This is a genomic window from Pseudomonas pichavaramensis, from assembly GCF_050473265.1.
Taxonomy (GTDB): Bacteria; Pseudomonadota; Gammaproteobacteria; order Pseudomonadales; family Pseudomonadaceae; genus Aquipseudomonas.
The window spans coordinates 28,841-52,280 of sequence record NZ_JBJKFJ010000007.1; the positions used below are offsets into that span (position 1 = coordinate 28,841).

The window sequence follows — 23,440 nt, forward strand, 5'->3', positions numbered from 1 at the left end:
ACGCTTAAGAATCGTTTTGTCTTAAAATTCATATAGACCTGATAATTATTAAAGCAGGTTGCTTACTAACTACAGGGACACTAAACCTGTTTCCGAGTACGGAAGTACCCATTTGCTCAAAAGGGTACGGTACCGCCAAGGACTGCCTTTCATTTGAACGAATGGCCGTGAGCTCCGCACTCCAAGCGCCAGCGTCCAAGGGGTTAATATGCTTGGCTCACTTGACTACCAGCACAGGCGCTTGTTGATCATGGAGCCTGTCAGCCACTGCGACCAGCTCATCCCAGAATTGCAAAAAAACCAATGGTTGGTTGATCGCGCCAGCCTCGACAGCAATGTCGACTCTGTTTATGACGTCTGCATGATTTGCCTGCAACCTCATCATCTGGACTGTCTGGATCGGATAAAACAGCTAATCCGTGACAGCCAGACAGAATGGATAGCCGTCATGAGTGACAGTCTGCGTCGCAATACTGACCTGGCAAACTTTATATATGAATGGTTCTTCGACTTTCATACGCTTCCATTCGATATTTCTCGCCTGCATTGCGTATTAGGCAGAGCCTCTGGAATGACCCGCCTCTATCGTCGCAGTACCTTGCCCAAGACGACGGAGGAAGGCGAGCTGCTTATAGGGCGAAGCCGCGCGACCCAGGATTTGCGCCGCTTGATCGACAAGATTTCTCCCAGCGATGCCTGTGTGTTGATAACGGGGGAAAGTGGCACGGGAAAGGAGGTGGTCGCGCACCGCCTGCATCGTCTGTCGCGGCGCGCCAATGGCCCTTTTGTCGCGATCAACTGCGGGGCGATTTCCGAGCACTTGATACATTCCGAGCTATTCGGCCATGAGAAGGGAGCTTTCACCGGCGCCAGCCAGCGCAAGACCGGACGTATCGAGTTGGCGGAAGGTGGCACCCTGTTTCTCGACGAGATAGGTGACCTGCCGCCGGAGATGCAGGCCAGCCTGTTGCGCTTTCTTCAGGAAATGACCTACGAACGGGTTGGTTCCAGCAAGAGCATGACGGCCAATGTCCGGGTATTGGCCGCCACCCACGTGGACCTCGAGGCGGCCATCGCGGCGGGACGCTTTCGCGAAGACCTCTACTACCGCCTAAATGTGCTGCAGATACACACGATGCCATTGCGTTCGCGCAAGGAAGACATTGCCCTGTTCGTCGAACATTTTTCTCGTCAGTACGCGAGCGAGATAGGCCGCCGACCACGGAAATTCAGTGACAGCGCGATGGCCGCACTCATGAATCACGATTGGCCAGGCAACGTCCGTGAGCTGACCAACCGTGTCAGACGGGCTCAGGTTCTGGCAGAGGGCCGCCAGATAGAAGCGCACGACATCGGCCTGGCTATCAAGGCCCCGACTTCCTGCCGCCCCCTGGACGAGTATCTGCTGAGCGCCGAACGCCAGGCGCTCGAAGATGCGCTGACTCAGTACTCGACAAACTTGAGCAACGCCGCGCGCTCTTTGGGTGTATCTCGCCCAACCCTCTACCGTTTGCTACACAAGCACCAACTTCGCTGATGCCTGATCAGAAGTAGTAGGGAAACTTGATACTGAACGAAAAGTCCGGCGCATCCGGAGTCAGTCCGATCGACAGATTGGGCACGATGGTCAGGCTGTCACTGGCCGCGAACGTCATGCCGATATTGAAGTAAGCGGCATTCGCATCACTCCCTGCCACGGTCTGCCAGCCCTGCCCTTCCGGCTTGATCTTGCTTTTCTGGCTGATCAACTCGCTGAATGACATCGACATGCTCGCCCGCTCGTTGAGCGCGAAGGCGACGCCCAAGCCAAACTGGAACCAGTTGCCCAGGCTTACCTCTCCCGGCACCTTGACGCCGCGCTGCGGGCTGATGTCGTCGAAGCTCTCGTCGAAGTTGTAGGTGTAAGACAGGCTGCCAAAAACTACAGTTGGATCGAGCGTCTTGACCAGAGTGACGCCAGGCGTGATCGACCAGACGCCATTACCCGTTGGCAGATCCTCCGGGATGCTCAGGTTATCGTTACCAGGTACACGATCGAGCTTGATGCCATAAGGTTCGACACCCGTTGGTGCCTTGACCCTCAGACTGAGCACCACATCGGGTACACCTTCGCTTTCATCCAGCCACTTGTAAGCGATGCCCATATTCACATCGCCCAACCGTGTATCGCCGGTTACGGTCGCCTCGCTGACCGAGGTAGTCGAACCACCCGCACCCGCTGACTGATAGGTGCTTTCGCGGTAGATCCATGGCGTGTTGATATCCAGTTGCCAGCGTTGGGCCCAGTTGTAGCGGCCGGTCAGATCAAAGGTAAAGGTGTCGGCATTGATCTGGTCCACGCCAATATTGCCGAGGAAGATTGCGTCCAGAGCGAGGAAACCGTTGAGAAACAGCTGACGTGAATCGTAATGACTGTAGGTGATACCGGGTTCGATGCTGAAGGTGCCGCCACCAAAGAAACCACTGGCCTCCTGATAAAGGTTTTCCACGCTCGCCGGTGGTTCTGAGCTGTCCTTCAAGGCTGTTCCATAGCCCGCTGCACCATCGGCGCTCGCCACCTGGCCGTTGCGCGACACCGGCGCGGCTCCACTACCAGCCTGGCCTGCCCTGCCCTCCACCTGGCGCAGACGTTGCTCCAGTACCATCAGCGCATTCTGTTGCGTCTGGTAATGCGCCCTGAGCGCCTCCAGCTCTCGTTGAAGAGCTTCGACCTGAGGATCGACAGAGGCGGCTGATACGCCAAGAGCTAAGCAAATAGTCGAACTGAACCCAACTGCGACGCCACATGCATGACGCATACGTCGACCCCTTGTGCCTAAATGGGCACCTGTCAGTAGCCGTGAGGACGCAAGGCCCGGAGTTGCTCGATGCAGGCATTCAGATTGAGGTTCTGCGGATTGTCACGTAGAGCGACGTTGAGAGCCGCGAGATTTTTGACCTCGTTCAGCGAGCCGGAGATATTGGCGTGCTGCGCGACGCCTCCGCCGATTTGCTGACTGCTGAAACCCTGCCCCTGGTTGGCATGCAGCGTTATATTGATTCCACCTGCGCGGCTGCTCACGCTGACCAGGCCTGCGGCGTTGCTGAAGTCCTGGCTACCACTCCATGGCTGCGCATCATCCAGGTTGGTATCGTCGTTCCCGGTCACTATCCGCAGCCGCAGATCATTTAGTCCGGTATTCAGGTCGCCTGCCGTACGGACGCTCTGTACGATGCCTTGCACGCTGTCGAGACCGGCGCCGCCGCTAATCACGCCACTACCGCTGGTGACGCTTGCTCCGCTCTGCCCTTGAGAGCTTATCTGGCGGATGTACAAGGAAGGCTGAACCTGGCCGCTGACCACGTTCAATGCCACCTGCGCCCCAATCACCTGACCCGCACCGTTCTGCCAGGTAGATGTCATCACCACGCCGAAACTGATGATGCGATCCGGCAACACATAGCGGCCACGCAGCTGGGCGAGTTCCTGATCACTGACCTCGATAGGTTGAAACAGTGTGCCGGCGCCAGCCTGCAGGCTGGCAGCCAGGATGCCAGCGGCCAACCATAGCTTGCTGTACATGACCAACCTCCTGGGGTCGTTCCCCAAGTGGGTTAAAAGAAGTCGCTTTGAATGAACCCGAACTCCATCAATTCCGCATCTTTGACAGGGCTGAAGCGATCGATCCGCCGCTTCGCCGTCAATGGTTCGGGCGGTGAAAGCAGTGCGTTATCGCGGTTGTAGCCCGGCCCGATCAGCGCAAAGACAATGCCGTTCCAGCCTTTGCTGAACTCGCTCAGGCCCATCTTCTTGTGTCCCAGCACCGGGTCGCCGATATAGACGTAGCCACGGTATGTACGCTGCAGCACAACGAAATGCTTGTAGCCGCGCACATCGAGCAGAACGATGGCGGGAATCTTGATGTCAGCCAGTTGATCTGCATTGATCCGGTAACCGCGGGCGCGCAAGCCCAACGTTGCGGCATAGTTCTTCATGTCGAGCATGGAGAATCCTTGCGTACGGACCAAGTCGGCATCGGCGCTCGCCAGCATGCCCCTGATCACGTCCTCCTCGCCAAGCGCCAGGCCGTAGGCCTGATTGAGAATGGTCGCCATGGCCGCAGCACCGCAGCTGAAATCAGTCTGCTGCTCGACCAGGTTGGAAAACCGCCGTTCACGGATGCTTTCCACCTGAACATGGGCCAAGCCCCCATTGGGCAGTACGGCAAGGCGGAGTTCCGCGGCCATGCCCAGCTGGCAGAGAGATAAGCAACACCAGCAGAGAAACAAACGACTCGGGGAGCCAGGCATAAGGCCTCCATCGCAATGAAGCGACGCTGGGGACGTATCACCAGCGCCGCTACTGCTCGCTCTACTGCGCTACACAGGCATTGCAACCGGCAGCGATGGCCAGGCTGTTGCTCTGCTGGTTACCGCCACCTGCAGCAATGTTGACACCCACATTGCCCGATGCGTTGGCCAGCGAGTTGCTCAGGCTGGCGTTGTTGACCACAGGGGTCTGGGGCGTGCGCGGGTTATAGCCACCACCACCGAAGCCAAAACCGCTGGCAACGCTGGGCAGCGCTGCGTCGACCTCGAACACATCACCGTGCTTATTATCGGTTACGTTGCCGTAGGAGGTCTGCTGAACGTTCACCGATGCCTCGGCGATCAGTGCATTCTCCGAAGCCGCGATCGACATATCGTTTTTCTGCTGGTTGAAATTGCCGGCTGCCACGTTGATCGCGACGTTCCCTGTTGCGTCATTGGCACTGTCGAGCACGCTGGCGGTGTTGGGGTTGCCGTAGTTGGTGAGGGTGTTGTCGTATGCCTGCTGATTGACCCCTATGCTGGCGCTGGCACTGCTCGAGGCGAAGCCACCAAAAACGAAGGCGGCATCGGCTGTTGCAATGGCCGCCGCATTGGCCTGCTGGTTGTTATCGCCAGCGGCGACGTTGACCCCGACATTACCGGCCGCACCGTCAAGTGAGCCCTCGATGCTTGCCGTGTTTTTGGTTTCGTTGTTGATTACGTTGTTGTCGTGGTTGATCTGCGTATCCTCTACATTCGCGCTGGCACCATTCGGGTTACCGTAACCGCCTCCAGGCCCTGCTGCATGAGCAGTTGTGGCAAGCATGGCGGCCAGTGCAAGAGCCAGAGGGCTGAGAATTGCTGAATGCTTCATGGTTTATCTCCTTGCTGTTTTGGGGAGTTGGCCTTGTAGCGGCAGGGTTCAATCCACCACCCTGATGCTGATTTGATTGGCAGTACGGTTGCCAATCCCAGCACTCTGGTTCACCTGCACCACCCCTCGGCTACCAGCAAAAGCCTCGTTGCTGATATCAACGTGGCGTTCGCCACCCGGCATCGGTGCGGTTGAAATTGGATCATTGGAGCGCGTTACGCTCTGCGCGAGGACGCTGTCGTCGAGACTCTCAGGCACGGCAATGAGCACCACGCGCGTAGAGTTGATTTGTTGGTTGGCAATGCCTGCAGCCTGATTGACGCCGACGATTCCACGCCCATTACTGAATGAGTTACCGCTGATGGAGGCTTGGGTATCAAGCGGCGAAGTGACGTGCGGCAGGTTTTCCTGCACCTGCACGATGGTGGTCGTCGACATTCCGTGCCCTCCAACGCTAAGGGCACGGCTGTTTACCTGTTGCTGTAGAACGCCCGCAGCCTGATTGATCGCCAGGTTGCCCTGGTAATCCTGGCCACTGGAATCGATTCGCGCATTGATGCTGTCAGCGTGGGCAGAAATGCACGCCATTAGCGCAATCGGGATCAGCAACGGGCGCCTCATATCAGCGCCCTCCCAGATGCTGCAACGGACGCAGGCCTTGCTGTACGCTGCGGTTGACTTGCTCCGAAATGCCATTGCCCCGAGTTCGACTGGAGTGACCCGGGCCCATGACAGAAAAAACCTGGTGCGAAGGACCGGGGAGCTGTGTCCCCAGGTGCCCATCCAGCAACCTGCGGGGAAGAGCCAGTCCGCTTGAGATGCCGGCGAAGTCACGGTCACCCAATTCGCCGGTGACGCTGCTGGTGATGTTCCCCGGGTTGATCAGGCGCGGATTTGGGTCCGGCACTATGGGGTTGACCGTGGCAACGCGAGGCTGAACATCACGACTGATGATCACATCACCCTCGCCGGCCTGGGCTGTATTCAGCAGCACCGCTGCACACACCCAGCAATAGTTGTTCAGCTTCATGCCCAACATCCTCTTCCGGGGGTAGTCCTCAACGTACTACTCCACCATCGAAGGCAATGCATGGCCTGCGCCAGAACTAGTTTCTCTTTTTAAAACAATGCGTTGAGAAATGTCCTCTGAGCAACTCAACTCGATCTGTTAAATATCTGAGATACATCTGAGTGGCTACAGTCTCTGAAACAGGCGCAGAAACCGCTCAAACTCGCGGTTCAGGGGCGAAACGGCCGGGCGTTAAGCAATTGATACAGGTTGATTGATGCGCCCCTCTTGAGCGAATCGGATTGCTCATCGCATATCTGACCCGAAGCAGCGGCGATAAGCCCATCTGCGCGTAAGAGCATTTGCAAGACTGTGTTGCGCTAACGGACGCCCCGCGACGCTCTGGATGCTGATCGCCAAACGAAAGTCAGTCGGATCGGTTATTCATTGAGCATCAGCAATGCTCAGGCCCGCTCCACCCGGTTACGGCCTTGAGCCTTGGCCCGATATAAAGCGGCATCAGCCCTGTGCAGAAGAGTTTGCACCTCACTTCCCGCTTCGCTGTGCATAGACGCCACGCCCACGCTTATGCTGACGTGACCCAGCGGTGACTCGGCGTGCGGCAGCGCCAGCGCTTGCACAGCCGCCACCAGCTTCTCTGCCATGTTCTGTGCGCCAAGCAAATCGGTAGAGGGTGCAAGGAAGACGAATTCCTCACCACCAAATCGGGCTACCAGATCGGTCGTGCGGTTGATGTTGAAGCTCAACAAGCCTGCAATCTGCTGCAGACAGGTATCGCCGGCCAGATGCCCATAGTGGTCGTTGTAGGCCTTGAACCAGTCAACATCGATGACCGCCAAAGCGAGTGGCTCACCGACGCGCTGCGCGCGTTTCCACTCCTTCGCCAGCACCTCGTCGAAATGGCGGCGATTGGCGATACCCGTCAAGGCATCGGTGAGGCTAAGGGCCTCCAGGCGTCTGTTGAGCACTTGCAGTTCGGCAGTGCGCTGGTCGACGCGTTGCTCCAGCTCACGCTCGGAGCGTTGCAAGGTCTCGACCAGTTGCTGTTGCGCCTGCAGCAGCGCTACCTGGGCCTGCAGCTTTTCCCGGCGCATGACATTGATACGGTCGGCCAGCGCGAAGGCCAGCAGCAGCATTTCCAGTGATGAGCCCAGTTGCAGACCATCCACCGTCAACACATTGGTCGGCAGAATGCCCATGGCGCGCAATGTCGTCGTAGCCCCACCGAGAATCAGCAAACCGAAAGCGCCGAGAAAGAAGTAGGCGCTGCGTTGGCGTTTGAGCGCACACGCAAGAGCGACGCCCATCATCACTACGGCGGTCAGCAGGTTGATGACGATGGCCGCTCGCGACACCTGCTCCAGCGCAACGGCATAGACCAGCGGAGAAATCAGATATAGGGCAATCAGCCCCAGCAGTCCGCGATCAACCCAGGGCCAGATGCGTGATGTCTGCAACATGCTACGCATGAACAGCAACATGGTACTCAGGGCCATCGACGCCGCTGAATAGTAGGCGACGTTCGAGTTCAGCGGCAGGCCGGCCAGAGTCCAGTCCGGCGCCATGCCATTTTTGATCGTCAGCCCACACAGGGCGCAAAAGACGAAGGTCACGTACAGCAGATAGATGCGTTCACGTAGCGCAACGAACAACATGAGGTTGAACAGAATCATCGCGATCGCGATGCCCATGTAACCGCTACGCGCCATGTAGTCGTTACGCGCGTGAGCATGGAATGCATCGGCCGACCAGAGCTGCAGCGGTACCAGCAGGCCTATGCTCGACTCGACACGCACATAGACCACCTGCTGCGAGCGTGCCGGCAACTCCAGCGGGAAGACGAAATTACGGTTGTCGTAGGCCTTGCGGGTCTGCGGCCGATCCGCCCCGGTGCGCCAAGTGTGATAGCCACCTTGCCCATCCGGAATATAGGCATCTACCTGGGAAACACGCGGGTTATCGACCACCAGCAGGCGTTGCAGCGGCACGCTGCTGGGGTTGCCAAGAACGAGGCGAAACCAGTAGGCCGAACGGGTAAACCCCAGTGCGAACGATGCGCCTTTGGCCGTCCCGTACTCGAAGCGTTCGCCCTTCTCGTCTGCGCGAACGGCGGTGAATGTCAGCGCACGTGTGGGGTCCTCCAGGATCCCTGCATGAGCTGTCAGCGACAGTGGTTGCTGGTTGAGCTGCGCTGCATCGATATGACGACCATCGGACCATGCGGGCAATGAAAACAGCACCAGGCTCAGCAGAGCCCAGAAAAATAACCGAACGTGGTGATAAATGTTCATTGGGCGATATCGACCAGAACGCGCATGACCGCTCACCGGTGAGCAAAATGACCCCAAAGTCTACAAGACAACTTCGCGGTGTCACACCTACCGCAGCAGGGCCACACCGAGCAATGTGGCGAGCGCGACAAGACTGAGCAAAGCCAGCGCGAAGGCCAGCGTACGCCAGGGTTGCCAGCCCGCCAGATACATCACCGTATGCAGGATGCGTGCGCTGGTAAAAACGCAGAACAAAACGCTGGTCAGCTCGACCGGGGTATGCAGCACCACGGCCAGGGCGCCGAAAACGAAGAACACGGGAATGTTCTCCAGGTCGTTCAACCAAGCCCTGGCTGCTCGTTGGACCTGCGGTAGCTCCTGGGCAGCCGCGTTGCGGGAGAAAACGGCAGCGTCCTCGACATTGGCAAATGCCAGATATCTGAGGCGGAAGTACCCCTGATACAGCGAGATCGCCAGCATTTTCAGGGACAGCACCAGCACGCACAGTCCGTAGATTTGCAAAAGCGCGTTCATGCTTGCCCTGCCCGCTGCTGAACACGCGAATAGCCCGTTACCACGATGTACAGCAGAGGCCCGATGGAGAGGAAAACGCTCGTCAGCGCCAGATACGGCAGTATCGACAGCAGTGAGCGGCCGCGCCTGCGCGCATCCTGGTATATCCAACAGCAGGCCATCAGCCCCAGCAGATACAGATCGATCACCACTTGTGCTGTGTCAGGCCTGGACAACAACGCCAGACCGAAGGCCAGCAACGACTGCTCGGCGATTACCATCGTCCATAGGGTGTAAGCGGAAAACACCAGCAGGGCCGTTAGGGCCAGGTGAGGTCTGTTCATGCGCGGCTCCTGATCGATGACTGACCCGGCACAACTTAATGAGTTTGAGCGCCTTCGCTCAATGACCTGTCAAGTCATAGACAAGGCTGGTCGGGGGTGCCAGAGTCTGGCCATGAATGCCCCACAGTTACCTCTACCGACTCCTGCCGCCAGTGCAGGAACACAACTGCGCCTGTTGCGTCGCCAGGCCAATCTGAGTCAACTCGACCTGGCTCTGATCGCGGGGATTTCCCAACGCCACCTGAGCTGCATCGAAACCGGGCGCGCCAGGCCCAGCCCTGCGACCTTGCACGCATTGTTGATGGCACTGGAGGCGCCCCTGCAGCGCTGCAACGGCATATTTGTGGCCGCCGGTTACGCCCCTCGTTACGGCGCCGCCGCGCTGGTTTCACCGTCGCTGGAGGCTGTTCGTGATGCAATCGACCATGTATTGCACGCCAACAACCCAGCGCCCGCTATTGTTCTGGACAGCCAATGGCAGGTGCTGGCCGCCAATGCCAGCACCGCTGCGCTATTTCACTTGCTGGGCCTGCCGGTGCATGCTGTAGACGGTTTGAACCTGCTGGTCACGTTGCTGCAATCCGGTGGCCTGGGCGATCTGCTGCTCAACGCCGAAGAAATTCGTACGGTTGCCTGGCAACGTGCTTCCCGCGAGGCGTTGGCGAACCCTGACTTGGCATGCCTGCTTGCAGAGCTGCCGGCGCCAGTCGGCCCGCCGGCGGCGACGGATGAAACTGCGCCCCTGGTGATGACGCGCATCGATTCGGCGGAGGGCGAGCTGCGCTTTCTCTCTACCTTCACGACATTCGGTATGCCGCTCGACATCACTGTCGCAGCCTTGCGCATCGAGCACCTGATTCCTGCCGATGCACATACCTGGCGAATCATGACTCAGGCCTATGAGCGTGCGCAGGCCGCAGCGCAATGAATCGACAGTTTGAGGGGGCCAGCATGACACCCGAGCAGATCGCCAACTTTTGCCTGGCACTGCCAGGCGCTCGCGAAGACCTCAAATGGGGCAGCAACCGGGTGTTTTCTATCGCAGGCAACAAGATGTTCGCCATTCTCGATTTTCTCGGCGAGGACCTGGCGTTCAAGGTCGACAGCGACCTGTTCCTCGGCTACATCGATCGTCCCGGTATCCGCCCTGCTCCGTACCTGGCTCGCGCTCATTGGATCAGCATGAACGCCAGCCAGTTGCCACTCGGCAAGCACGAATTGCACCAGCTGTTGACGCGTTCGCATCAGTTGGTAGTGCGCCGGTTGCCTAAACGCCTACAGCCGGGATTGCTACTGGACGAATAAGGGAAGGTGCCGGGCGATATAGGCACCATCGAGCAACAGCAGGTCGATCCAGAACAGCTGATGAGCTGCGACAATCAACCAGAACACAGCTTGATAGGACGCCTTGCGCGTCTTGTGCCTGAAGGCCTGCTGCGCAATCAGAGCGCCCGGCCAGCCGCCTGCAAGCTCCACCAGATGCAAGGTATTCTCCGCTGTGCGGCGGCTACCGCTCTGGGCGCTGCGCTTGTCCAGCCAGTACTGCACGAAGCTCAGCAGACTGGCCAGCAGATAAAGTGGAGCGACCCACCAGAAACCTCTGCCGAGCAACTGCCAGGCACCGAACAGTGGCAAGGCGCAGAGCAAGCCGAAGAGTACAGCCTTGACGGAAAAATTCTGGATAGGGCCCTGGGACGCAGCTCTCTTTGCCCGTCTGACGACAGGCTTACGGGGTGTGGGAGTCGCAGTATCGGCATTCCTGGGTTTGCGCCGGATTGCCTGATTATCGAGGCTTAGACCTCCAGCCAAGCGTAGATGCTCAGCGCGGGGCCGACCTCGTTGATCACGCCCTTCGATGAACAGCACCTCATCCCCGAGCTGCGGCCTGCGCTCGCCGCGCATCGCCGAGATATGGGCGAAAACCTCGGCGCCGCCGTCCTGCGGCTGGATGAAGCCGAAGCCCTTGGCATCGTCCCAAGTTTTCAGGCGCCCTCTGCGCTCGTTGCCGATCACGGCTGCGCCGTGCTCCAGTCGATCAGATTTAGCTGCCAGGTCGCGAGAATGAGCAAGCCGAAGGCGATCCGGTACCACGCGAATACCGCGTAACTGTGATTGGTAATGAACTTGAGCAAGGCGCGTACGGTGATCATCGCCACGATAAACGTGCTGACGAAGCCGATGGCGAATATCGGTAGGTCGCTCACCTGCAGAATGTCACGGTACTTGAACAGCGAATAAACAGTGGCAGCGACCATGGTCGGCATGGCCAGAAAGAATGAGAACTCGGTGGCTGCCTTGCGCGACAGGCCAAAGACCAGGCCACCAATAATGGTGGCGCCTGAGCGTGAAGTGCCAGGAATCAGTGCCAGACACTGAGCGAAGCCGACCTTCAACGCCAGCTTCCAGTTCATGTCATCCACCGACTCGGCCTTGATCGAATGCACCCGCTTTTCCGCCCAGAGCATGATGATGCCGCCGATGATCAGCGCCATGGCCACGGTGATCGGATTGAACAGCCAATGTTCGATCAGGTCGGCGAAGGTCAGGCCGAAGATGACCGCCGGGATGAACGCCAGCAGCAGGTTGAAAGTGAAGCGCTGGGCCTTCGGATCGCTGGGTAACCCCACTACTACACCCAGTACTTTCGCTCGAAATTCCCAGATGACCGCCAGAATGGCGCCGAGCTGAATGATGATCTTGAAAGCTGTTGCCGTTTCCCCATTGAAGCCGAGCAGATCGCCGACCACGATCAGGTGCCCCGTACTGGAAATCGGCAAGAACTCGGTCAGGCCTTCCACTATGCCCAGAATCAGGGCCTGAAAGGCCATCCAGATATCCATCAACTCCCCCAAAGCGCGGCGACTCACCTACGCGTAAAACTAGAACATGGAACATAGGCCCCGCCGTGGGACACAAAGCCGTCGCGGAGGTTCCTCGCGAGGTCTAGCTCGGTGCTCGTTCAGGTTCTGCGCCTAGCTGCCGAAATGCTATCAGACAACTAGAGTGAATAATGCCTCGATGTGACAGTATTGCCTTGCCCTCCGAACGAGGCTGCCCTGATCCCGACAATTACAACAATCAGGAACACGTCCATGAACAGCTTGCGTAGTCTTCCCATCAGCCGCCGCTTGTGGCTGATCCTGGTGCTGGCCATCCTGACACTGATCCTGCAGGGGGCCTACATGCTGCGACAGATCCATACCGATCTGTACGCGGGTAAATCTGAGAAAACGGAGCATGTGGTGCAGAGCGCCGCAGGCATTCTCAAGCACTTTCACGAGCTGGAGGTGGCCGGCACTCTGAGCCGCGAAGTGGCCCAGAAGCAGGCCATGGAGGTGATTCGCGGCCTGCGCTACGACGGTCAGGAGTACTTCTGGATCAATGATCAGACCCCGGTCATGCTCATGCATCCGATGAATGCCAAGCTCGAGGGCCAAAACCTGTCCGCGTTCAAGGACCCGGACGGCAAGGCGCTATTCAACGAAATGGTCGCCATCACCCGTAGCCAAGGGGCGGGTCAGGTCGATTATCGTTGGCCCAAGCCAGGTGCCAGTGATCCGGTGCCCAAAATCTCCTACGTTGAGCTGTTCAAACCCTGGGGCTGGATCATTGGTTCCGGCGTCTACGTCGATGACGTTCAGGCCGAGTTCAGGACCCAGGCGTTGAGTGCGATGGGCATCGGTTTGCTCATCGCCGTGCTGCTCGCCGCGCTGGTCGTGCTCATCACCCGCAGCATCGTCCAGCCGTTGCAGGCCGCTGTAGAGGCAATGGCCAATATCGCCAGTGGTGAAGGCGATCTGACCCGCAATCTCGACAGTCGGGGCCGTGATGAGCTGACCTCGCTGGCCACCTATTTCAATGCCTTCACCGACAAGCTGCGCCAGGTTATCCGGCAGATGCTCGACTCAGCCGGTTCTCTGGATCAGGCGGCTGCCTCGCTTGGCGACATATCCAGCGAAGCACAGCGACACAGCCAGCAGCAGGCGCAGCAGATGGAACTGGTGGCAACCGCAGTGAACCAGGTGACTTACGGCGTACAGGATGTAGCGAAGAATGCCGAGCATGCATCCGGCGAGATGCAGAGCGCCGAGAGTCAGGCCAGCCAGGGACAGCAGAACATCGACGCCAGCCTGCGCCAGATCGACCAACTGTCGAGCACCATCGACAAGGCCGTGGAAGTGATCCAGTCGCTGGCCAGCGAAAGCACGCAGATCGGTAGCGTCCTGGAAGTGATCCGTTCGATTGCCGAGCAAACCAACCTGCTCGCCCTCAATGCGGCCATCGAAGCGGCTCGCGCCGGCGAACAGGGTCGAGGGTTTGCCGTGGTTGCGGACGAAGTTCGCCTTTTGGCGCAGCGCACCCAGCAATCCACTGCCGAGATTCAGGGCATGATCGAGCGCCTGCAAGGCAACTCCGAGGCCGCCGTGAAGGTCATCCACGAAAGCAGCCGCGCCTCGCAACTCACCGTGGAACAGGCCAGTCAGGCTGGCGAAAGTCTTGCGCAAATCGCCCAGTCGCTGCGTAATCTGAGTGGGCTGAACGCTTCCATCGCCAGCGCTACCTTGCAACAATCGCACGTGGTGGAAGACATCAACCAGAACGTCACCCAGACGGCAGCATTGGCCCATAACACGGCCGAAGCGGCCGAACAGTCGAGTGCTGCCAGCCAGCACCTGAAACAACTGGCTGACCAGCTCAATCGCCTGCTGGGGCAGTTCCGCGTATGAGACGTTCATGAGCAACATGCAACATCAGGAGGTCGACTTCAGTCGGCCGCAGAACCAGGACCTGATCTGGGATCTGGACAGCATGGCCCGGCGAGAGCTGGCCGAACGTTTCATCAAACTGTTCGAAAATCGTCTGTGCGTGTACTCCGAATCGGTGGGGCAGCTGTATACCAACTACAGCCTGCACTTCCCTACCGATCTCGGGCGCAAGATGGTCGTGCTGCCCAATCCCTACGCATTTCACGATACCCTGCATGGCATCGACAGCCAGGCCATCCGCAAGACCGGGCTCTGCGTGTTACCCGGTAAGGTGCTGGGCAAGCCTGGGCTGCTGCTCAGCACGCAGATCGTCGATGGCGGCCCTGCTCCCAAGACCATGGACTTCAAGCCGGCGCTGGCCCAGATCATCAGCAAGCAGAAGGCAAAGGGCGATCTGTTCCTGCCAGTGCTGATGAAAGGTGATTTACGCGAGTTCGACCAGCAGATGCCTTACATCCACCTGCACCGTTTGCAGCTGGCCCGCCTGGAACGACTGTCGAGCTTCGAACGCGACGACATCCAGCAAACCATCACCCGCAAGCTGCTGATGCTGTACCGACAAGCCGACAGCCTGGTGTGCTGAAAGCAGCCAGCCCAGTACAATCGCCTCCCTTTTTTCACCTTTGCGAGGATGCCGGATGTCCTGGCTCGAACTCATTGCTGCCGGGCTCGGCATCATCGCGGTCTGGTTGACGGTCAGGCAGAACCCCTGGTGCTGGCCCATCGGCCTGGCGATGGTGCTGCTGTACGCCTGGCTGTTCTATGACTGGCGGCTGTATTCCAACCTGCTTCTGCAGGTGTTGTTCGCGGGATCGCAGCTCTACGGCTGGTGGCAGTGGACACGGGGCGGAGACCAGCACGATGGGCGCAAGGTCAGCCAGCTGGGGCTCGTCAGCATGGCAACAGGCCTGTCGATCGGAGCCCTGGGCGCCGGGCTGCTCGGTTATCTCATGGCGAACTACACCGATGCCAGCGCCCCCTGGCTGGATGCGGCGCTAACGGCGTTCAGTCTGGTCGCGCAACTGTGGATGGCACAAAAACGCCTGCAATGCTGGCCACTTTGGGTGGCGGTTGACCTCTGCTACGTCGCCTTTTTCCTGCATAGCCAGCTCTATCTTACCGCCGGGCTCTACGCCGCATTCACCGCTCTGGCCATCAGCGGTTGGCTGAGCTGGCGTCGCGATCCAGCCTTGCAGCGTGCGTTATGAAGGTACTGGTACTGACGGGGCCGGAGTCCAGCGGCAAGAGCTGGTTGGCCGCGGAAATCCAGGCCCGCTTCGGCGGAATGGTGGTGGGCGAGTATGTGCGCCATTTCATCGACCAGCACCAGCGCGACACCTGCTACGCCGACATCGACGCCATCGCGCGTGGCCAGTTGGCCTGGGAGGACACCGCGCGCTCAGCGCAGCCGTCACTGCTGATCCTCGATACCCATCTGCTGAGCAATATGCTCTGGAGTCGCTGTTTGTTCGACGACTGCCCGAACTGGCTGGAAAACGAGTTGCTGGCCCGCCGTTACGACCAACATCTGTTACTTGATCCTGCCGGTGTGCCCTGGGTCGAGGACGGCCAGCGATGCCAGCCATTGCTGGCTGAGCGTCAGGCTTTTCATCGCGCCTGCCACGACTGGTTGCACGACAACGGGCAACGCTTTATCAACCTCTCCGGTACCTGGAGCGAACGTCGCGAAGCCGCCCTGGATCATGTGGCGGCGCTGCTCGGCTTAGCGGATCAGTACGCTGGCCCAGGCCAGTAGCAGGCTGACGCACACAACCAGGGTCAGAGGGGTACGCAGCGCCGGATACCACTGCGGCGCCAGCCCTACCCTCACGGCGTGCATATCGGCCAGATAAAGCCCAATGAAAGACAGCAGAAAGATCGGCAGCGTAAACGCCATGGGCAGGCCACTGGCCAATGCGGCCCAACCGAGCAACGGCGGGATTACCGACAAGCCCAGTTGCAGCTTGGCGTTCTCGTCGGTTTCCTCGGCACGCATCGCCAGGCCCCAATGGATCGCCCCCATGAAAGCAAGAATCACAGCGGAGAAATCAAGCAGGGCTGCCAGTACGAAGGGACGCCAGCCCAGTGGAATGATCCAGATTCCGGCCGCACCGCCGACAAATGGCGCAAGCCCGGCATAACCTAACAATACAGCCAGTTTCGGCGGCTTTTCGGCGTCGAACGGATGCATGAAGATCTCCTGCGATACGTGTGCAGTGCACCTTAGCAGTGTTTCCCTGGTGATACAGCCAGCCCTCTCAGCGCAACCGATGTTTGTGCAACAACCGATAGAAGGTTGGACGAGAAACGCCGAGTGTTCGGGCGGCCTGACTCATATTGTGGGTGTAGCGACCCAATACATCATTCAACGCCTGCCGTTCGGCTCGTAAGATGTAGTCCTCGAGCGTTACAGGGGCATTTTCCAGCGCCTGAGGCGCATCGAGCCCGAGATCTGCGGGAAGTATCTGTCGCCCTTGCGCCAGAGCCATCGCTCGCAGCAAGCGATGGCGCAGCTCGCGGACGTTACCGGGCCAGTCATATGCCGTCATGGCCGCTACCGCTTCGTCACTGAAGCGCCGGTGCTGGCGCCCTATTGCCGCGCCGTGACGCCTGGCAAAGTGCTCGGCCAGCAACAGCAGATCGCCTGGCTGTTCACTCAGGGCTGGGGTCGTCAGTTGTCGGGCGCTCAGTAGCCGATAGAGATCGCTGTGGAAACGGTTCTGCTGCACCGCGTCCTCGAGCTCACCTTGGTTCAGGGTAATCAGACGCAGGCTGGGCTGAGCCTGCAGGCAGCGTAGTAGTCGCAGCTGTTCGTCACCAGAGAGGGCCGTGATGTTCTCGATCAACAGGCTCGTTGCGGCGGCTGCAGCCAGAGTCGCTGAATGCCCGGATTGATCAAATAGCCCTCTAGATAGCTCCGCTGCGTCGACACATATCATTTGCTGCTTTGCACACGCCGCCCGCTCATGAAGTAGTTGCGCCAAAAGGTGCTTGCCGCTGCCGCGCTCGCCCCTGATCAGCAATGGCCCATCTCGCCCGCCTTGCTCGTCCAGTTGCTTACGCAGATTACGTGCCTGCCCACGGTTACCGAGAAACTGCAATGCCTTCCTGTCTTTCGGGCGAAGCAGCCGCGCACCTGCCTGAGCCTGCTGCAGGCTTGCGGACAAGCGCGAAACATCCACGGGCAACGAGAACGCGGCAAAAAACCATTCACCGACCAGCTCGTTTATGTCGACCGGTATCAGGGTCGGGTTAGCCACCAGTGCAACGCAGCACAGCCGTGTTCGCCGTAGTTGCGCGAGCAACGTGGGTATCGGCTGTTCATGCAGGTCAAACAGCACGACCTCGTCCGTCGACGCAGCGAGTGCTCCCGGCTTACAGAAGCGTATCGACCAGCCCACATCCTGCAGAGGCGCAAGCAGCGCCTCGCATGTGCCTATTGGCTCGAGCACCAGTACATGCCGGGATGTGCCGGAAACAGCCTCCAACATACTCCATCCTTGGCGCCATTATTTTGTAATCCCAATAAAAACAATGATTTGGCGCTCACATGTGTAACGCTAGCAAGAACTTTGACGCCGCATGGAACATTTCCTTATATCCCTAGTTCCAGTTGGTTATTGCGGGTTCCTCAACAAGACCGCGATGGCAACTTGCCAACCGCTCACAGGATTGGCATAACAGGCCACTTAATAAGAACGCCACAAGGAAGTTCTGCGATGCGTCTGCTGCGCCGTACCCTGAAGCTCATTGCACTGTTGGTCCTGATCGGCCTGGCGGTCGTGCTCTATTACGTGATCAATCCCAATTTGCCGAGCTTCGAGCAGCCGAAAGAGCTGCATTATCTGCAGCAGTGGAGCGACGAGCAGCGGCAGACCTACTACTACACCCCGCAGGGCACCACAGTTAAAGGGCTGCGCTACGACTGGTTCACCGCCCTGGAAATGCCTTTTGGCACAGACAAGTTCGCTCGCCCCGACTACCTGGCCCGTTTCGGTTTTCTGACCGCCCCTGGCCAGCAAGCCAGCGAGTTGAATCCCGGCAACCTCCCTGTCGGCTTCGCCCGCCATCAGGACGATGAAAGTGGCGAGCACTTTCTCGACATCAGCTGTGCCGCCTGCCATACGGGCGAGTTGCGCTACAAAGGGCAGGCCGTTCGTATCGACGGTGGCGCCGCCCTGCACTCCCTGGCATCCACGGTACCCACGCTGCGCGGAGGCGGCTTTGGCCAGGCGCTGGGCATGAGCATGGCCTTCACCTACTACAACCCGTTGAAGTTTCGCCGCTTCGCCCAGGAGGTTCTGGGCGACCAGTACTCGCAGGGACGAGATCAGTTGCGAGAGGACTTCAAACAAGTGCTGGACCGTTTGCTGGCCACGGCCATGAACGACTGGCACCGCGGGCTGTATCCGACCGAAGAAGGGTTTGGGCGCACCGATGCATTTGGCCGTATTGCCAATACCGTATTCGGAGACGTACTGGATGAGTCCAACTACCGCATTGCCGATGCCCCCGTCAGTTATCCGCATCTATGGGATATCTGGAAGTTCGACTGGGTGCAGTGGAACGGCTCCGCCATGCAGCCGATGGCACGTAACGTTGGTGAAGCGCTTGGCGTGGGCGCCAGCCTGCATTTGCTGGACGAACAGGGCAAAGGTGTCGCCGAAGCGGACCGCTACGCCTCAAGCGTGCGCCTGCACGATCTGTACACGCTCGAGGAAACGCTGAAACACCTGCAGCCGCCGACCTGGCCAGAGACCGTGTTCGGCAAGGTAGACCTGCCGCTGGCCAGCCGTGGCAAGGCGCTGTATCTGGAAAACTGCGCCTATTGCCATGCGCCCGATCCCAAGCCGCGCGACCAGCGCCTGGCGCCCTCGCGTGACCCCGAATGGCGGATGCGGGTCGTGCCGACGTCGATCGTGGGCACTGACCCGACCACGGCCGACAACATCGCCGACCATCGTTTCGACATCAGTCGCCTGGGCTGGACCAAGGCCGAGTTGTCGCAGTTGGACGTCAAGCTGTTCGGCAGCAAGCTGGAGGATGTCGATTTCAAGAGCATCTCTAGCGCCAAGGGGTTGGCCTACATCACCGCCTACGTAGAAAATCGAGCCTATCAGGACGCCGGTATTGGCCCTCGCCAGCGCCAAGAGATGGATGGCTATGGCCTGGCCATCGGCGTGCAGGAGAAGCGCGGCTACAAGGCCCGGCCACTCGACGGAATCTGGGCGACGCCGCCATTCCTGCACAACGGTTCGGTAGCTAACCTGTTCGACTTGCTTTCGCCCGTCTACGAGCGGCAAAGCCAGTTCTGGGTTGGCAACTTCGAGTTCGACCCTGTGCGCGTGGGTTACCGCAGTGAGGCCTTCCCGGGTGGCTTTCTGCTCGATACCCGGGTGACTGGCAATGGCAACGGCGGTCATGAGTTCCGCGACGGCTGCCGCCAGGAGGGCGTAATAGGTCGGGCACTGTCACCAGACGAGCGCCTAGCACTGATCGAATACCTCAAGATTCTCGGCAACACCGGGTTGGAAAGTCAGCTCAGTGAGGTCGCCGTACGCCCCTGGACGCCCGGCCCGAGCTGCGAAGGCTGATTTCAACCGACACCGTCTAGAACAAGGATTGCACCGATGTTGAAACGTTTTTGGCTCTGGCTCGGTCGCCTGCTGGGCAAGCTGCTGCTCACCGTCGCACTGATTGGTCTTGTTGGCTGGGGCGTTGGAGAAACCTATTACGCCTGGAAGTTCTCGGGGCCGGTGTCGACGCAGGAAGAGATTCCTGCTGGAGAAGCCGCGCTGACTCGCGTGATCATCGAGGATGCAGTACGTATCGTAGAGCAGCACCGCGACAACACTCGGGTGCTGCGCGATGCTCATGCCAAGGCGCACGGCTGCGTCAAAGCGGAGGTCCAGGTACTGGAGGATCTGGATGAACCGCTGCGCCAGGGCGTATTCAGCGAGCCGGGACAGACCTGGCAGGCCTGGATGCGCCTGTCCAACGGCAACGCCTATCCGCAATTCGACCGTGCCCGCGATGCTCGGGGCATGGCCATAAAACTGCTCGATGTCCCTGGCGAGAAACTCATGAAGAGCCCGCAGCATGCCAGCGAGCAGGACTTCGTCATGTTCAACCACCCCGCCTTCTTCGTGCGCGACGTAGCAGAGTACCGCAGCAACTTCGCGGCGCAGGCCGATGGCAAGAAAGTGCAGGCCTTCTTTCCCAGCTGGGACCCACGCACCTGGGAGGTGCGCCACCTGATCATCGCCCTGAAAACGCTGGCCCCTGCGCCGGAAAGTCCGGTCGCTACGACCTACAACTCCATTGCCCCGTTCAAGCTGGGCGAGCTGAACATCAAATACCGTGTGGTGCCAGCACCGCAGAACTGCCCACCCTACGAGTTGCCGGAGCAGAACACCGCCCTGCCCAACTTTTTGCGCAATGCACTTTACCAACAGCTGTCGCTCGACCGTGCACCCGCCTGTTTCGAACTTCAGGTACAAAAACAGAACGCGCAGTACTACATGCCTATCGAAGACACCTCTGTTGAATGGGATGAAAAGATATCGCCTTTCGAAAGCGTCGCCCGTATTACCGTAAAGCCTCAGGACTTCGATAGTCGCGAACAGAATCTGTTCTGCGACAATTTGTCCTTCAACCCGTGGCATGCACTGCCAGAGCATCGACCTATTGGCGGGATAAACCGTCTACGCAAGTCGGTATATGAGGCCGTAAGCGCCTATCGCCATCAGCGCAATGCCCCGCCCTCCTCTACAGCCCCCGCTACCAGTGACCCTGCGCCGACCAAGGAAGAAACATCAACGGAACTTTTGTAGTGACAAGTTGTAGCTGGCGAGACGCACGAAGTTCCTAACAGGACACGTCCGACAGGCAATAAAAACTTTTTTCAAAAGTGTGTGACTTATTGGTTCACTGAGTTCATCAACAACACTGAAAGGCCAACTCGATAACGGGCTGGCCGCAATTAATTGTTGGGATCAACTCGGAGAAACCGAACCCATGAACACACCGCTGCGTTTCAACGAAGCCCTGCTGATTGCTGATCGCGCTTTCCGCCCGTTCCAGTGCGTGGCCTGGGCTCCGCAGGACGGCACCGGAGTCGTCAGCATCAGCGTCATCGACCGCACCAACAACCGTCTGCTCGGTCGCCAGCTCTCCAGCGCGACCTACAGCGACCCGCAGCAGCTGGAAGATGCCCTGCAGCGCTCCCGCGACGAGCTGCGCAGCCAGGGTTTCGACCTGGCGCCCTGGAGCATGCCGGAGTAAGCCGTTTGCGCGGCGCTCTACCTTGTTGCGTATAGCCTCGGACAATTGCAGACTGCTGCATCCAGCGCCCCTGCCGAGGCTATCGCCATGCTTGAACTGCGCCCCAACTGCGAGAATTGCGACTGCAATCTACCCGCCAGCGCCGATGCTCTGATCTGCTCCTTCGAGTGCACCTTCTGCCGTTCCTGCGCCGAGTCGGCTCTGGGGTTACGCTGCCCAAACTGTGGCGGCGAGCTGGTCAAACGCCCCATCCGTCCAGCCGAAAAGCTTGAGCGCTTTCCTGCCTCAACCAAGCGGGTACTTAAAGCCTGAAACGACGAAGGGGCGACCAATGTCGCCCCTTCGCTACGCCACGCACCCACTCAGTAATAGGCATTCTCACGATTGCTGTGATCGGTCACGTCACGCACACCCTTGAGCTCAGGAATACGCTCCAGCAGGGTTTTCTCGATACCCTCCTTGAGGGTGTAGTCGGCCTGACCGCAACCCTGGCAGCCGCCACCGAATTGCAGCACTGCGATACCTTCATCGACTACGTCGACCAGGCTCACCTGACCGCCATGACTGGCGAGGCCGGGGTTGATCTCGGTCTGCAGGTAGTAGTTGATGCGCTCGTTGAGCGGGCTGTCCTCATTGACCATTGGCACCTTGGCGTTTGGCGCCTTGATGGTCAACTGACCGCCCATACGGTCGGTGGCGTAGTCAACGACTGCCTCTTCCAGGAACGGCTCGCTGAGGCCGTCGATCCAGGCAGTGAAGCTGGCCAGGCCAACAGCGGTGTCTTCCGGTTTCTGCTCACCCGGCTTGCAGTAGGCAATGCAGGTTTCCGCGTAAGGCGTACCCGGCTGGGTGATGAAGATACGAATGCCAATACCCGGAGTGTCCTGCTTGCTCAGCAGCTCAGCCAGGTAATCATGGGCGGCATCGGTAATGGTAATGGTGCTCATGGCAACTCCTCACGGTCGTATGGCGAAGTGTACGCCAAGTAACGCCCTGAATATAGTCCTACTAATTTAGTCGGGTTATAGGCTGCAGGTCTCGCCTGCTCCTTCTGGCCTCGATCCAGGCCTTGGCCTGGACGAAGAAGCGTTTTTCGATCAACTCGTAGCTGCCCCAGGCCGCTAAGGCGATTAGCGGTATGCAAGTCGCAATGACGATGGCGGGCTCAAGGTTCAAGCTGGCTTGCAGGTACCAACCCAGTGACAGCACGATCACATGCAGCAGGTAGACGGAGTACGAGCAATCGCCCAGTTGCGTCAGCAACCGATTACCCTTGAACCAAGGCTCCATGGCAATGCAGGCCGCCACGATCAATGCGCTTGGCACCCCCCAGTGCAACAGTCTCCTGGAGTTGTCGAGGCAGTAGATGGCAAGTAACGACCCGGCGACAACTAGCAGCGGCAACCATAACCCATGACGTATCCAGCCGCGCTTGTAGGCCGCCCCCAGCAGCATGCCGAAGACGAACTCGAAAACGATACTGTTGCGATAGAAATCGCTCATCCATTGCTGGCTCGCCAGCAGGCTGAAGAGCGCAAGCGCCACCACGATGAACAGCAACCGCAGGCGCTCAGTGACGATGAAAGCCATGGCGAACAACAAATAGAAGAACATCTCGTAATTCAGCGTCCAGCCGACATTGAGCGTGGGATAAAGACCAAACCCTGCCGGGTTCTCGGCGGGGATGAAGAATAACGAGAGCAACAGGTGGTGCAGGTCGAACTCCTGCACCGGCATGACCGGGTTGGCCAAGGCAATGATCAGCGCCGCGATTAATGAATAGAGCCAATAGGCTGGGACAATCCGCAGCACACGGTTGAGCATGAAGCGCCAGGGCGTGATCGTCTTGCCATGAGTGGAGAGATAGATCACCAGGCCGCTGATGACGAAGAAGATGTCGACGCCGACCGCCCCTCGCTCGGCGAATAGATGACCGACGAAGCTGTCGGCATGGAAATCGAAGAACACCTGCATGACATGGTGGAACACCACTACCCAGGCTGCCAACGCCCGCAGTGCCTGCACTGAAACCAGCATTAAAACGCGACTCCCCTTCAGCTGACTCGAAC

At 59.0% G+C, this 23,440-nt stretch carries 26 protein-coding genes; 11 read left to right on the forward strand and 15 right to left on the reverse strand.

Going from position 1 to position 23,440, the window contains the following annotated elements:
- The first annotated feature begins 208 nt into the window (after positions 1-208).
- Positions 209-1,537, forward strand: coding sequence for a sigma-54 dependent transcriptional regulator (locus ACJRW5_RS12910; RefSeq protein ID WP_484570914.1), 1,329 nt, complete (start codon positions 209-211; stop codon positions 1,535-1,537).
- A gap of 7 nt (positions 1,538-1,544) precedes the next feature.
- Here the strand turns inward: ACJRW5_RS12910 and ACJRW5_RS12915 are convergent, their stop codons facing one another.
- From ACJRW5_RS12915 to ACJRW5_RS12955, 9 genes are all read right to left on the reverse strand, one after another.
- Positions 1,545-2,798, reverse strand: coding sequence for a coiled-coil domain-containing protein (locus ACJRW5_RS12915; protein ID WP_484570915.1), 1,254 nt, complete (start codon positions 2,796-2,798; stop codon positions 1,545-1,547).
- Positions 2,799-2,830: 32 nt separating this feature from the next.
- Positions 2,831-3,562 carry a hypothetical protein gene (locus ACJRW5_RS12920; protein ID WP_484570916.1) on the reverse strand — a complete coding sequence of 244 codons (732 nt, stop codon included), beginning with the start codon at positions 3,560-3,562 and terminating at the stop codon, positions 2,831-2,833.
- Positions 3,563-3,594: 32 nt separating this feature from the next.
- Positions 3,595-4,227: a C39 family peptidase gene (locus tag ACJRW5_RS12925; protein ID WP_484570917.1), complete on the reverse strand. Its 633-nt coding sequence runs from the start codon at positions 4,225-4,227 to the stop codon at positions 3,595-3,597.
- A 124-nt stretch (positions 4,228-4,351) separates the two neighbouring features.
- Entirely contained in the window at positions 4,352-5,164 is an 813-nt protein-coding gene (locus ACJRW5_RS12930) for a hypothetical protein (protein WP_484570918.1), read from the reverse strand.
- Positions 5,165-5,212: 48 nt separating this feature from the next.
- Complete coding sequence (locus ACJRW5_RS12935; RefSeq protein WP_484570919.1) at positions 5,213-5,773, reverse strand: adhesin; 561 nt, start codon at positions 5,771-5,773, stop codon at positions 5,213-5,215.
- 13 nt (positions 5,774-5,786) lie between these two features.
- On the reverse strand, positions 5,787-6,194 hold the full coding sequence (locus ACJRW5_RS12940) for a hypothetical protein (RefSeq protein ID WP_484570920.1): 408 nt from the start codon (positions 6,192-6,194) through the stop codon (positions 5,787-5,789).
- 443 nt (positions 6,195-6,637) lie between these two features.
- Positions 6,638-8,422 (reverse strand): sensor domain-containing diguanylate cyclase, encoded by a 1,785-nt coding sequence (locus ACJRW5_RS12945; protein ID WP_484570921.1) that lies wholly within the window; start codon positions 8,420-8,422, stop codon positions 6,638-6,640.
- Positions 8,423-8,572: 150 nt separating this feature from the next.
- Complete coding sequence (locus tag ACJRW5_RS12950) at positions 8,573-8,998, reverse strand: MAPEG family protein (protein ID WP_484570922.1); 426 nt, start codon at positions 8,996-8,998, stop codon at positions 8,573-8,575.
- Positions 8,995-9,321, reverse strand: coding sequence for a DUF2834 domain-containing protein (locus tag ACJRW5_RS12955; RefSeq protein ID WP_484570923.1), 327 nt, complete (start codon positions 9,319-9,321; stop codon positions 8,995-8,997). The genes ACJRW5_RS12950 and ACJRW5_RS12955 overlap by 4 nt, the downstream gene beginning before the upstream one ends.
- A gap of 112 nt (positions 9,322-9,433) precedes the next feature.
- Here ACJRW5_RS12955 and ACJRW5_RS12960 point away from each other — a divergent pair, with 112 nt between their 5' ends.
- The gene (locus ACJRW5_RS12960; RefSeq protein ID WP_484570924.1) at positions 9,434-10,249 is read left to right on the forward strand and encodes a helix-turn-helix domain-containing protein; all 816 of its coding nucleotides are present in this window, start codon (positions 9,434-9,436) and stop codon (positions 10,247-10,249) included.
- A 23-nt stretch (positions 10,250-10,272) separates the two neighbouring features.
- Positions 10,273-10,626: an MmcQ/YjbR family DNA-binding protein gene (locus ACJRW5_RS12965; protein ID WP_484570925.1), complete on the forward strand. Its 354-nt coding sequence runs from the start codon at positions 10,273-10,275 to the stop codon at positions 10,624-10,626.
- Here ACJRW5_RS12965 and ACJRW5_RS12970 read toward each other — a convergent pair.
- Complete coding sequence (locus ACJRW5_RS12970; protein WP_484570926.1) at positions 10,612-11,334, reverse strand: DUF1294 domain-containing protein; 723 nt, start codon at positions 11,332-11,334, stop codon at positions 10,612-10,614. The genes ACJRW5_RS12965 and ACJRW5_RS12970 overlap by 15 nt on opposite strands.
- Positions 11,331-12,161, reverse strand: a complete 831-nt coding sequence (locus ACJRW5_RS12975; protein ID WP_484570927.1) for an undecaprenyl-diphosphate phosphatase — start codon at positions 12,159-12,161, stop codon at positions 11,331-11,333. The genes ACJRW5_RS12970 and ACJRW5_RS12975 overlap by 4 nt, the downstream gene beginning before the upstream one ends.
- Before the next feature lie 252 nt (positions 12,162-12,413).
- Between ACJRW5_RS12975 and ACJRW5_RS12980 the strand changes: the two genes are divergently transcribed.
- The 4 genes from ACJRW5_RS12980 to ACJRW5_RS12995 are packed head-to-tail and all read left to right on the forward strand — an operon-like array spanning position 12,414 to position 15,843.
- Positions 12,414-14,048 (forward strand): methyl-accepting chemotaxis protein, encoded by a 1,635-nt coding sequence (locus tag ACJRW5_RS12980; protein ID WP_484570928.1) that lies wholly within the window; start codon positions 12,414-12,416, stop codon positions 14,046-14,048.
- A gap of 7 nt (positions 14,049-14,055) precedes the next feature.
- The gene (locus ACJRW5_RS12985; RefSeq protein ID WP_484570929.1) at positions 14,056-14,670 is read left to right on the forward strand and encodes a hypothetical protein; all 615 of its coding nucleotides are present in this window, start codon (positions 14,056-14,058) and stop codon (positions 14,668-14,670) included.
- 55 nt (positions 14,671-14,725) lie between these two features.
- Entirely contained in the window at positions 14,726-15,295 is a 570-nt protein-coding gene (pnuC, locus tag ACJRW5_RS12990) for a nicotinamide riboside transporter PnuC (protein WP_484570930.1), read from the forward strand.
- Positions 15,292-15,843 (forward strand): AAA family ATPase, encoded by a 552-nt coding sequence (locus ACJRW5_RS12995; RefSeq protein ID WP_484570931.1) that lies wholly within the window; start codon positions 15,292-15,294, stop codon positions 15,841-15,843. Before pnuC ends, ACJRW5_RS12995 begins: the two co-directional genes overlap by 4 nt.
- Here ACJRW5_RS12995 and ACJRW5_RS13000 read toward each other — a convergent pair.
- Both ACJRW5_RS13000 and ACJRW5_RS13005 read right to left on the reverse strand, forming a co-directional pair.
- Positions 15,811-16,278 carry a DUF3429 domain-containing protein gene (locus tag ACJRW5_RS13000; RefSeq protein ID WP_484570932.1) on the reverse strand — a complete coding sequence of 156 codons (468 nt, stop codon included), beginning with the start codon at positions 16,276-16,278 and terminating at the stop codon, positions 15,811-15,813. The two genes, ACJRW5_RS12995 and ACJRW5_RS13000, sit on opposite strands and share 33 nt — an antisense overlap.
- Positions 16,279-16,345: 67 nt before the next feature.
- Positions 16,346-17,578 (reverse strand): sigma-54-dependent transcriptional regulator, encoded by a 1,233-nt coding sequence (locus ACJRW5_RS13005; RefSeq protein WP_484570933.1) that lies wholly within the window; start codon positions 17,576-17,578, stop codon positions 16,346-16,348.
- 228 nt (positions 17,579-17,806) lie between these two features.
- Between ACJRW5_RS13005 and ACJRW5_RS13010 the strand changes: the two genes are divergently transcribed.
- From ACJRW5_RS13010 to ACJRW5_RS13025, 4 genes are all read left to right on the forward strand, one after another.
- On the forward strand, positions 17,807-19,681 hold the full coding sequence (locus ACJRW5_RS13010; protein WP_484570934.1) for a di-heme-cytochrome C peroxidase: 1,875 nt from the start codon (positions 17,807-17,809) through the stop codon (positions 19,679-19,681).
- Between the two features lie 36 nt (positions 19,682-19,717).
- On the forward strand, positions 19,718-20,920 hold the full coding sequence (locus tag ACJRW5_RS13015; protein ID WP_484570935.1) for a catalase family protein: 1,203 nt from the start codon (positions 19,718-19,720) through the stop codon (positions 20,918-20,920).
- Positions 20,921-21,104: 184 nt separating this feature from the next.
- Positions 21,105-21,371 (forward strand): hypothetical protein, encoded by a 267-nt coding sequence (locus ACJRW5_RS13020; RefSeq protein ID WP_484570936.1) that lies wholly within the window; start codon positions 21,105-21,107, stop codon positions 21,369-21,371.
- A gap of 87 nt (positions 21,372-21,458) precedes the next feature.
- Positions 21,459-21,683: a DUF1272 domain-containing protein gene (locus ACJRW5_RS13025; protein WP_484570937.1), complete on the forward strand. Its 225-nt coding sequence runs from the start codon at positions 21,459-21,461 to the stop codon at positions 21,681-21,683.
- A 50-nt stretch (positions 21,684-21,733) separates the two neighbouring features.
- Here the strand turns inward: ACJRW5_RS13025 and nfuA are convergent, their stop codons facing one another.
- Both nfuA and ACJRW5_RS13035 read right to left on the reverse strand, forming a co-directional pair.
- Positions 21,734-22,318: a Fe-S biogenesis protein NfuA gene (gene nfuA, locus ACJRW5_RS13030; protein ID WP_484570938.1), complete on the reverse strand. Its 585-nt coding sequence runs from the start codon at positions 22,316-22,318 to the stop codon at positions 21,734-21,736.
- A gap of 61 nt (positions 22,319-22,379) precedes the next feature.
- Positions 22,380-23,408 (reverse strand): acyltransferase family protein, encoded by a 1,029-nt coding sequence (locus tag ACJRW5_RS13035; RefSeq protein WP_484570939.1) that lies wholly within the window; start codon positions 23,406-23,408, stop codon positions 22,380-22,382.
- Positions 23,409-23,440: the final 32 nt, after the last annotated feature.